The 12,046-nt window shown below is 45.1% G+C and carries 5 protein-coding genes; all 5 read left to right on the top strand.

What is annotated here, in order from left to right; translation table 11 throughout:
• Positions 1-9 precede the first annotated feature (9 nt).
• The 5 genes from GJS45_RS02020 to GJS45_RS02000 all read left to right on the top strand — a co-directional run bounded on the left by GJS45_RS02020 (position 10) and on the right by GJS45_RS02000 (position 12,038).
• Entirely contained in the window at positions 10-2,691 is a 2,682-nt protein-coding gene (locus tag GJS45_RS02020) for a hypothetical protein (RefSeq protein WP_162339763.1), read from the top strand.
• Positions 2,692-2,702: 11 nt separating this feature from the next.
• Entirely contained in the window at positions 2,703-5,345 is a 2,643-nt protein-coding gene (locus GJS45_RS02015; protein WP_162339762.1) for a hypothetical protein, read from the top strand.
• Between the two features lie 258 nt (positions 5,346-5,603).
• Positions 5,604-7,103, top strand: coding sequence for a contractile injection system tape measure protein (locus GJS45_RS02010; protein ID WP_162339761.1), 1,500 nt, complete (start codon positions 5,604-5,606; stop codon positions 7,101-7,103).
• A 51-nt stretch (positions 7,104-7,154) separates the two neighbouring features.
• Entirely contained in the window at positions 7,155-8,462 is a 1,308-nt protein-coding gene (locus GJS45_RS02005; RefSeq protein WP_162339760.1) for an eCIS core domain-containing protein, read from the top strand.
• 18 nt (positions 8,463-8,480) lie between these two features.
• Positions 8,481-12,038, top strand: a complete 3,558-nt coding sequence (locus GJS45_RS02000) for an eCIS core domain-containing protein (RefSeq protein WP_162339759.1) — start codon at positions 8,481-8,483, stop codon at positions 12,036-12,038.
• The last annotated feature ends 8 nt before the right edge of the window (positions 12,039-12,046 follow it).

Below are 12,046 nucleotides of genomic sequence, written 5' to 3'. Positions count from 1 at the left end.
AAAACGTACATGACTACAGGTACTTCATATAGCCCGCTGTCCAAAAATATTCGCAGTAATGACGACCTGGATTTTCAATTTTTAAGGGAAAAAGGCATTTCTTATATACAGGAAATGAGTCGAAGTATTTGGACGGATTACAATACGCACGATCCGGGAATTACCGTACTGGAGATTTTGTGTTATGCCCTAACCGATTTGGGTTACCGGCTATCCTTGCCCGTTCAGGACCTGCTTTTCGAAGGGGATAAAAGAAATTACCTCAAAGACCATTTTCACCTGGGACCTGAGGTGTTGCCTTGCAAGGCACTTACCGAGCTGGATTATAGAATGTTATTTATTGATTTGCAAGGGGTCAAAAATTGCTGGTTGGAGTCCTTTACGAAAACGGTGTATGCGGATTGTAAGAATTTCAAGCTTTCCTATGATTCGGGTATATGGGAAGGCTTGCCTCAAAAATACCATCGCTCCTTTGATCTAAAGGGCCTGCATCGCATCCTGGTGGATACTGAACCAGATGTTTCAATGGCAACCATTAAAAAACAGGTCTTCCGCTTGTATCATGCCAACAGAAACCTGTGTGAAGATTTAGTGGAGGTGGCGGAGGTGATTACCCAGCCAATACAGGTCTGTGCCATTGTCGATATAGCCCCGGAAGCAAACGAAGAGCAGGTTTCGGCTATCATACAATGGAAGATTGAGCATTATTTCTCTCCGGATTTGCAATTTTATTCTTTTCAGGAAATGGCTGCAAAAGGATATTCCATGGATCAGATGTTTGAAGGGCCCTCCTTGACTCATGGCTTTCTGGATCCCAAAGAAGTACGGAAAGCCTCTCTTAGAACGGAAGTACGGCAGTCAGATATTATTCACTTGATCATGGAGGTGGAGGGGGTGAATTCCATTCGAGACATCCGCATCAACAATTGTGAGGAAGGAAGTGAACAAGGAAGTTGGGTCCTGAAAATTGATCCGGGTAAAAAGCCGGGGCTTTGTGATAAAAGCAAGTTTAATTTTTATAAGGGCTTGCTTCCGGTAAATGTTAATGAAAGTGCAGTAAATGCTCATAAAGAAAGGTTACGAAGGGAGCAATACGATGCGCAATACCAGGGAAATGCCAAAGAGCCTTCCATGCCAGAACCAGAAAACTATCCTTTGGGAGAATTCATCAGTATCCGGAATGACTTTCCCGAAGTATACGGAGTAGGCCCGGTAGGCTTGCCGGATTCCGCTGATGCTGAACGAACGGTCCAGACCGAGCAGTTCAAGGCTTATCTAACTTTCTTCGATCAAATCCTGGGCAGTTATTTTAAGCATTTGTCTCAGGTAAAATCATTACTTTCCGTATTTACAACTTCCGAAAGAACGTATTTTTCGCAGGCGATTATGGATATCGGTGATGAAGGCGGCTTTATGAATGAGGAATACGCGGAAGAATCTTTTCAGCGAGGACTTTTTTCCGCTTTTGACGAATCCAATGTCCGAAATCAAAAAATTAAAGATCACTTGCTAGCCAGATTTGCTGAAAAATTCAGTGAGTATGCCTTTATTATGAAAAAAATTTACGGAGAAGGTGTGGATCAACAGGTTCTGGATACCAAATCCCATTTTTTGAAAGAATATGGGAATTTCAGCATGGAAAGGGCTTCAGCCATGAATTATTACCGTCAGCCCTTGAGCTACTTATGGGATAGTAATAACACTTCGGGGGTAGAGAAAAGAGTTGCATTATTGGCAGGAATACGCAATTTTATGCGTAAAAACCTGGCCCGGTCCTTTGTCGAGATTTACCCGCTTACCAATTCGGATGGTGATGCTGTTTACCGATGGCGGATATATGATCAAAACCGCAGTATTTTGCTGAACGGAACAGAGGATTACCCGAGCCGTTCAGCCGCACACCGGGAAATTTACCTGTCGATACAATTGGTGAAAGCGTTTCCCAGGGAAACGTTGATTCAATTTTTTGAGCAACTGGAGGGTATTCCAGACCAGGCATTTACATTGGGCTGTTTCCGGGTTACGATATCTCCCTCGGGTAGGTTTTCATTCAGCATCATCGATTCTTCCGTGCAGGATACGCAGACATCTGATTACGTTATTGCTAGTCAATATCGGTATTACGCTTTTCAAAACATATTACCCGCTTTGCTCTCTTTTATCGATTTTATTAATCAGCAATTTGATGATGAGGGAATTTTCCTGGTAGAAAATACCTTGTTGCGGCCGGATTTTGATCCGGAATCCCCGGTAGAAAAGACCTTTTTGCCCTTCTGTAAAGACGACTGCCAGCCGGGTACCTGCCTGGATCCTTATTCATTTAGAGTCACGATTGTCCTTCCGGGTAATACCTTTCGGTTTGCTGACAGGGATTTTAGGGATTTTCTGGAAAATCTAATTCGGGAGGAATTACCCGCCCACATTCTTGCAAAAATTTGTTGGATCGGAAAGGCTCAAACCGGAAATCTGGAACAGGAAGATCAGCTGGCCCAATTTGAGGAATCCTACAAGGAATTTCTTAAAGGGCTGAGTCAGGGGGATTTTTCCTCCCACCAACAGTTTATTGAAACAATAACTGGATTGCGCTCTATTTACCCCACGGGCACGCTTTATAACTGTGACAGGGAAGATGAAAGCAATGCCCTTCGGGATACGATTATATTAGGAAGAACAAATCTAGGAACCATCTAATCACACAGGCCATGTCAAACAAATTGAGTTCCGTTATTTACAACTACAGACGCTACAAGGCTGATCAGGTACTTACCCACACGCAGCTAAACGAATCCATTTCCTACTTTGAAGACCAGGATCGGTTGACGCGATTGGCACTTCATGGCGCCGGAATTGTTCATGGATTTAACGTTACCCTGGACGAGGGAGGAGAAGCCCTGCAGGTGAGCATCGGTCAGGGCGTGGGAATTACGACTGACGGCGATCTACTTTTGCTTCACGAAGCGGTACCGGAAACCGAACCACCGGAGAACACCATTGGTATCGAAGGGTTAAGTTATTCTCATTTTCGTGAATTTTCAGATGACAACGCCAACTACAGTCCCTATTTTTTTCCGGAGGGAGAGCAAATGCCCCTGTGGGAACTTTGTGAGGAAGGAGCGGAGGAAGCACAGCCGCTGGAGGAATTGCCCGGATGGGAAGATAAGGTCTTTCTTCTTTACCTGGAGTGTTACCCCAAACCGCAGGATATATGTGGAGATATTAACTGCGACAATCAGGGAATCGAACAAGTAAGCCGCTTACGAATTCTGTTGATGGAAGAAGAGCAGGTGGAAGGTCTAATTAGCCATGACCCCATCTTTTTACGAAAACGAAAAATCAGCGAGGCCCTGAATGCGCTATCGCCACTCCAACTGCTAAAGGTGGTTCACCAAAAAGATAACTCGCTTTCCATGCAGCAAATGGACCGGTTGTACAGAGATGCCCTATTTGAAGGAAATACCCTGACTGATCTCCAGGCTGGTTTGCAACTTATCAGCTCAGAATTTGACTTTTTACTGCAGCAGGACCCCTCTCTTGCAGAACTAATTAGTCAATTGGATGAATTGCTACTGCTGCATTTTGGCACAGAGGAAGAGGAAAGTTATCAATACCAGCAGTACCGATACCTTTTGATGAAAGATTTGTTGGCGACTTTTAATAAGCTATTGAAAGCCCTGGAAGCGTTTGACAGTTGGCCAAATCCGGATGTAAACGCTTTTCCCAAGCACCTGCTTCTTGGTAAAATAGGAGATCGGGCTTATAGACATGATTTTTACCCGTCACCGGCCTTAAGTGATGCGGATCATCAGCAGGATAAAATTGTATCCTTGGTAAGTAAGATATTTTATTTGTTACATTCCTTTGACCTGGATACGGGTGGTGGCCTGCGCATCATTCCAAGTGGATTGAATCATGCAGATGGCCGTTTTCCTTCTATTCCTTTTTATTTTCAGCCTAATCCGGAACTTGCTTTCCATTGGCAATGGCCAGCAATACCCGTGACTTATCATTACGATATGGGAAGTAATCCCTTACTCATGGAGTATAACGGGCTGGATCGGTACCTGATTGGAGGACATTTGGAAACAGATGCCGAAAGTACGTTTCAATCCATTCAATCCATGGTAAAACAGTTCGGGTTGGAATTTAAGGTATATCACTTTGATCTCTCGGTCAATCCTTCGGATTTCAGTGTTTTCGTGGATAGGCATCCCTCACTCCGTTCCATGGGAGGAGTGCCTAAATCGGGGACATATGTCCTGTTAAGCGATGGAAATCAGGTTTTTGGAGACCTGGCCTTGGATTACAGGGTGCAGGTAACTTCTGAAGAAGGAAAAGCAGGTCATATCCGAGTGGCGGCTTGTAGTTATCCCTGGATCAGTAGTTTAAAATATTTGAACAACCTCTCGCGTAGTCTGAAGGGAAGCCCCCGCAGATCTGGGATACAACCGGAAAATTACCGCTTGGTGGTGAGAGATTATAGGATCAATGGACATCCGATGCTCAGTGGTCCGGTTACTTTGACTATTCCACTGGAAGCCGTAGCGAGTCGCAGAATGCATGCCATCACCGAAACACTAAATGAACGCTTTCCGGATGGTTTGGTTTTTGATTTTGACGAATCGCTCAAAAGACTGATAATAAGCCGTCCATTTGACGACGAATTCAGCATTAGCTTCGTGGATATCACCTTAAATATCAACAGTCCGCTGTACACCTATACCCAGGATGGCATGGAAAAAGCAGATCAGTCCTTTCGGTTGGATGCTGTTCGCTGTGAGGAAGTCAGAAAGTACCGGCCCGCCACCTACCTGCAATTGCAGGAAGAGTTTGCTCCCGTAAATAAAGATGACGATTACGGAGCATATAAGGGAAAGTGGCAGGAGTGGTACAGGTTGATTGAACAGTTGAAAACGGATCCGCGGTTTACCGGAAGTAATAAGCCCCGAATACCCCAAAGCTTCGACGATTTGCCTGCCTCCCTGCAACGTATCATCACTCGGATTCGGAATGTCCTGCAGCAATCGGAAATCAGCCATCAACTTTACCTGACAGGAGACTGGGTGAGCGGCAGTTGGGCTAGTATAGAAATGATTAATGACTATCGAAACACCAGTAATACCAGTGATTTGATATTCCGATTTCTGAACTTGCGCTCTAAATTGCATGAAAAGGAACAGGCGACAAAAGCTTCCTTATTCATCGTTTTGACCAGCGAAGCTGATCGGGCCAGTATGGAAGCATTGATGGAGGACTGGACAGATGTAGCCGATATTTACATTGAGGGGCCTAGAACAGGAAATAGAAGAAGGGTAATTGATGGTATTGAAGAAAAAATCAGGCTATGAAAAGGGACCAAACGTACAAATTCCGGATGACGCTTGGTCCCTCATGGGCTTCTTTCCTAGTTCTACAGACTTTAATCTCTAATCTAGTAACGCAACGACTCAAAAGTGATGTAAACAACACAGAAGAACGCGCAATTTCCAGATACTTTGACTTTACGACTGCTTCCTATTCCATACTTAATTGCCAGTAAAATATGCTTTGTCTTGCGACTATGCAGGAATAAAAATACAGAAAAATAGTTACGAATCAAATCAATTATGCGTAAAAATGGCAACCATATTGTTCAAAAAGTTACCCTGGACATTTTTACCAATTCGACGGAAACAGGCAAACTCATGGAAAGAGAGGCGGCAACCTTTTTTTATCAGAAAATTCTACCCCATTTGGAAGCTTATTTTGATGAATTGGAAGCGCAGTTGGGAAAACAGACGCTGGAGATACCCCGGCTTTCCTTAGATCTACAGTTCGAAACGGATGATTTTTTCAGGGAACCAAATTTTGAGAGGCCCATTCGCATGGCTATGAACGAGATTATTGGTGAATTGCCTGAATTACGTTCTCCCGTTGAGCGTTTTGCCTACAGGTATAACGAAAAAGGGAAACCAACTTCCCAGGCAAGAAGAAATGAACCCTTTCCCAAAGCAAAAAAAGAGAAAGGCCCACAGCTGAGGCAGAATGATGAGCGGTTTTTTGAGGCTTGGCTGCATTTTCTTCAAACTGGTTTATTACCCTGGTGGTTCGAAGGCCAACTCGCAAAAGAAACGTTTCAAATGGCATCCCTGGTCTCTGAGCTCAAAGCCATTGGTAAACGGAAATCTTTCCTCCATAACCTGCAGTTTCCTCAGGTACGGTATCGACTGATTTCACAATATTCCGTTTCGGAGCTGAGTGCTTTACTGCGGGAAGGTCTTAAAGACTGGGTGTCTCTGGAAAAGTCGGCAATAGAAGCCATTTTAGAAAAAATCCCTTCGAAGGAATGGCATGTGCTGGTGGGTATCTTGGTTACCAAGGGGTTTGATCATCAGAACATGACAAGGGAGACCGGGAAAATGGCTCGCTGGTTTAGTGAACATGTTTCCAAGAAAGGTAAAAACCAGGTAATAAATGCAATACTACCCTTGATTTCATCGGAAGCTAGACGGGATTGGAATTCATTTCTAGAAAAAGGGATACTGGTGGGACCGGAGTCGGGATTCGAAACTGAAAAGCAGGTATTTACGCAGAAAGAGCCTGACAAATTGAATATAGAGGAGGATTTACAGGAAGACGACCATTATGTGGATCGTGCCGGGTTAATTTTGATTCACCCCTTTCTGAAAGCCTTTTTTGCGGATTGCGGATTTTTGGATGATAAGGGGAATCTTATTGAAAAAGAGTTGGCCGTTCATTCGCTTTATTTCCTGGCTAGCAGGGAGGAGAAGCCATTTGATTTTGAACTGCTTTTTGAAAAATACCTTTGCGGCATTCCTATGCAAATGCCTGTTTCCCGAGAACTTAACTTGCCGGCTGCCGTCAAAGAAAAAACGGTGAGGTTATTAGAATCCTTACTAAGGCATTGGGGAAAGCTAAAAAACACGGGAACGGAAACCATTCGAAACGAATTTATTAATCGCAGAGGTAAATTGGTCATCGAATCATCTGCTGATCATCTTTATGTAGAGCGAAAGCCTCAGGATATATTATTGGAAAGCCTGCCGTGGAATCTATCCCTGGTGAAGCTTCCCTGGCATTCAAAATTAATATGGGTAGAATGGTAATTTGTTAACGTCATGAAAAAAGCTGTTTATAGAAAATCTTCCGTCGGGGTTATGAACCCATTTTTCCATCACAGGAAAGAAAATCCGTTCTTCCATTCAGGCAATCCGGGTTCTGAACAAATGATCGCCTCAAAAGAAGAGGAGTCGTCTGAAAATTTACTGCAAAAACAAGCGGAGGAACAAGAAACCGAGGAAAATCTTCAGATGGTCGAATCGGATGAAGAGCAAGTTCAGATGACCGAATCGGAAGAAGAGCAAGTGATGAGTGAAACCGAGGAAGAGGTTCAAATGCAGGAAGAAGAAGAATCGGTCCAAGCCAAGGCAAACCAAAATGCTTCCGATGCAGAGAGGCAAGGGAATGCGGAAAAAATGGAACCGCTGCTTCGTCAGGAAACGGGCAAGGGAAGGCCTCTTGAAAACCACACCCGGGAATCAATGGAGCAAGCTTTTGGTGCTGATTTTGGTGCTGTCCGTGTGCACACCAATGCTCCGGCCAAATGGATGAACAAGGAGCTGAATGCGAAAGCGTTTACGTATGGAAATGATATTTTCTTCAATGAAAACAACTACCATCCGGATACCCAAGCGGGAAAACAACTCCTGGCACATGAGCTTACACATACCATCCAGCAAAAGGGGCTGAAATCTAAAAACCTGCAGGGTCATTGGCGTAAAAGTGAAAGGTACCAGGCGATGGATAAGGGAACCATTCGGGCGGCTATCCATTTACATTTTGACGGTGCAGTTTGGAACAAGAGCAGCAATAAGGGAATGAACACTACCGGCCTTGCTACCGCCGCTAAAAGTCAAATTGAAAACAGTTTCAAAGGCAGTATTAAAAAGAAGGTCATGGGTATTACGGTTCAGTATGATGTTACTACTTCTGCATCCATTCGGGCAATTTCTAAATTAACTGACTTGCAACTTGGGAAAGAACATTTACTAGTGGTTTTGGATGATTCCCACCCAAAAGTGAAGGGGCTCTATGGCAAAGGCCCTTTCTATGGAACCATTGTCTATTTGAACGAAAAGTACATTGCCGATATGATATCCGGTGCGGATGCGAATACCATTCCGCATGAAGTCGGGCACACGGCCGGATTAAAACACCTGATCGAAAAAGGCGAAGAAAACTCTCTTTTAGGGGGGCTTATAAAGGATTTGCATCAACAGTCCAATCCGGATAATATCATGTGGAGAGGGGGAGGACATCCTGGATATACCGCTGCTGAAGCGGATGCCAAACTGGTTAAAACCAATGAGGAGCAATTGGATACCGTCCATCAAAACATTGAAAACCAAAAAGTCAACCAATTGGATCTTTTTAGCCTGGTGGATTTATATAGCCTGGAGAAATAGTTCTTAATTAGTACTGCCATGAAAGTATTTCAACGGACATCAGGCAAGCCCAATCATGCTCCTACAACGGAGCAAAGTGGTGATTTTTTCCAGGCCAAACTTCAGGTGGGGCAGCCCGGGGATAAATACGAGAAAGAGGCCGATGCCATGGCAGATCAGGTGGTTCAGAGATCTTCCGAATCCCAATTGGTGGAAAAAGCAGGCTCCTTGCAAACACAGGAGAATACAGAGAATGAGGTCCAAAAAATGGATCACCCGGCAGGCGAGATACAAGCGCAGCCCCTTGCGGCCGGTGTAACGCCTGTATTCCGGTCGAAAATTACCGAAGAACCTGCTCCGGAAGAGGAAATGCTCCAAAAACAGGAAGAAATAGAGGTGCACCGGGATACCCAGACCGGGGAGCAAACATTCCCATCGGAAGCGGATGCAGGGATGCTTCAACGGAAGGAAGATGCCGATTCGGAAATCAGTACCCATCTGGAATCACAGATTTCCCAAAAATCAGGAGGATCGGGCATGGATCCAACGACACGGAAAGGTATGGAAAGCAGTTTTGGGGCGGATTTTAGCCAGGTAAACGTCCATACCGATGCGCAGGCGGTTCAAATGAGCCAGGACCTGGGGGCTCAGGCCTTTACGCATGGCAGAGATATCTATTTTAACGAAGGTAAATACAATCCCTCCAGTCAATCCGGGCAACACCTGTTGGCCCATGAGTTGACACATACCCTTCAGCAAGGGGCAAGCAGTTCGGCTCAACCGAAAATGATTCAAAAGGAAGGGGATGAAGAACTGGACCCCCCGGAAATGCAGCCGGAAACTGGCATCATTGACGATGGAGCCAAAACAATTACTTTTGATACCATTCCAATACCTGGATTTAAATTAATGGATCATCGGGGATCCTTGTACTCTAGTAAAGCACCACTAAGAAGGAAAAATAATTATAATAGAGGGAATACGAACCAGAGGGATGGGGTTTGGAAGGCGGAGATTGATCCTACTGATATTAAAAATCAATTAATTGCCTTGTATGAAAACCATCACCACACACTACCAAACGCAGAGACAACGCATGTTTTTAAAGCAGCAATTTCAGGGAGAAGTGTCAAGCCCACTTATATAGGGAATATTGATACGGTGTCTAAGGAATTAACTACTCCGGTTTGGGGAAAGAATAAAGCTTTCAGAAATTTTGATGTAGACCACATTGTCGAACTTCAATTAGCAAACTGGAATACCGATACCTGGCCGAATACGCTTCAGAATATGGAATTGCTGGATTCATCGAAAAATAGTTCCAGCGGATCTACGATAAGGGGGCAGATTACGGAAAAATTAACGAGTTTCAGAGAGCGGCATGGTAGTGAATTTCCTGGGGGAGATGGTTACTTTAAAAATAATTACACGCTGGTTTTTTCACAGGCAGAAAGTTTGGATGGAGGAGATAGTGAAATTACCGAAAACGAATTTTGGACCAAAAGGCAAATTGAGACAGCCGAACACCTGGATGCTATAGAAGTGGGTAACCTCTCTGATATTGGAAACGAAGGAGAGGTGCGAATTTTCCCGAATGAGTCTGGAGGGTTAGGTAAACGATTTGTTTGGACAGGTGAAGAGAGCAGTGTGGGTAGTGATGAACGAAACTGGTTGGGCAATCCATTCAGGATCGTAAATAAACGATTTAATACCGAGGGAGATGGGGTGGAAAACACTCCGAATCTGGGTTCTATTTTTGTGAATATTCCTACATCCGATAATACCTGGTCTCCCTGGCCAGAAGACAAAGTTTTTGAGGTTAACAGGTATCCGGGTTCGAAATACGCCGGCTATGTGACAAAGCAATCCATTAAATCAAGTCTATATGGTTTAAGGATAAAAAAGGCAAGTCCCGTAGAAATCATCGAATTGGAACTTATGCCCAACGGAATTGAGGCGTACGGTCATATTATGCCAAGTATTCCTATTTTTGAAGGTAACCCCATAGAATTTTTTATTTCCAATGGCGAAATTAGGGTTTCCAAAACTTTTCCTTTCGACCAAATAAACGTTCCTCCTCCATTTGAAATTACAGGTAGCTCACTTACCATTTTTGCTAGTTCTGAAAACGGGCTCGGGCTAACAGGACAAACCGATTTTGCCATAAATCAGGTAGGAGAGGGACATATCAGCGCAACTGCTTCAACTTCCGGCGGTTTTGAGCTGGAGGGTGCTTTTAATTTTGATTCCGAGCTGTTTGATCCGGCCGAGATCAACGTGGAATACAAAGAAAATACCTGGACGATCGGCGGCGAAATAGGTATTCCGGAAGGAAAAGTCCGGGGAGTCAAAAGTGCCACCATTACTGCTTCCTACAGTGAAAACAACTTTGCAGCCTCGGGGGAGGCCGAACTGGATATTCCAGGCATTGAGCGTGGAAGCATGGATATACAATACGGTGAAGCGGGATTTTCCATCGGAGGAAATTTTGATCTGAGTAGTGATATTCCAGGTATAACCGGCGGAAACGTCGAAGCCAGGGTATCTAAACCCGCTGGAGCCGAAGCTTATGAGGTATTTGTGTCCGGTACTGCGCAACCAGATATTCCGGGAATAACCACGTCCTTAGCCGTAACCTACGAAAACGGTGCACTAACCATTGAAGGGTCGGCTTCCTACAGTCGGGGAATGTTAAGCGGTACCATTGAAGTGGCGGCTACCAACCGTCCCATTGGGGAGGATGGGCAACCAGCGGGTGAACCCGACGAAAGCATGCGGGTTTATGGTGGAGGGGAACTTACCTTGCAGCTTACTCCTTGGTTGGCAGCTACCGCCGGGGTCCGCCTATTGCCGAATGGCGAAATTGAGGTGAATGCCAGGCTGGCATCCGAAAGCTATGAAGTTTTCCGAAGAAGGGAATTCAATAGAAACCTCTTTCGGGTACCGACTATTGAAATTCCCTTGTTTGCCATACCGCTGGGGCCAAGAAGTATTGGGCTGGTAGCCCAAATTGGCGGCGGACTGGATTTCACTGCTGGTTTTGGTCCGGGTGAATTGCGGAACCTGTCAGCGGAAATCACCTACAACCCAGAGCGGGAAGCGGAAACCACCGTTGCCGGCCACGGGGAGTTTGCCATCCCAGCAGATGCGGGGCTGACCCTTAGAGGAGATTTGGGCTTGGGAGTGAGTGTGGCCATCGCCAGCTTGTCAGGAGGAATCGAACTTACCGGTACCTTGGGATTGGAAGGCGAGGCCTTGGCAGAAGTAGATGTCAATTGGAGTCCGCAGACGGGCCTGGCATTGGATGCCAGTGGAAGGATTACGGTCAACCCGAAATTTGTCTTCGAAATCAATGCCTTTGCCCGCGCCAGTTTGGGAGTAGGATTTCTGTCCATTTCGGAAACCTGGCGGCACAACCTGGCAGCGTATGAATGGGGGCCTGGGATCCAGTTTGGGATTGTGTTCCCGGTACATTACCGGGAAGGAGAGCCTTTTGATATGTCCTTTGATGATATTGAAGTTATCTATCCCGACCTGGACGTAATCGATATGGCAAAAGGCCTGGCTTCGGATATAAAAGACGATTTATTTGCTTAAATTGGGGA

Origin of the sequence: Cyclobacterium salsum (assembly GCF_010119245.1) — a bacterium.
Taxonomy (GTDB): domain Bacteria; phylum Bacteroidota; class Bacteroidia; order Cytophagales; family Cyclobacteriaceae; genus Cyclobacterium; species Cyclobacterium salsum.
Note: the sequence above shows the minus strand (reverse complement) of the source record. Positions and strands in the feature narration are given on the sequence as shown.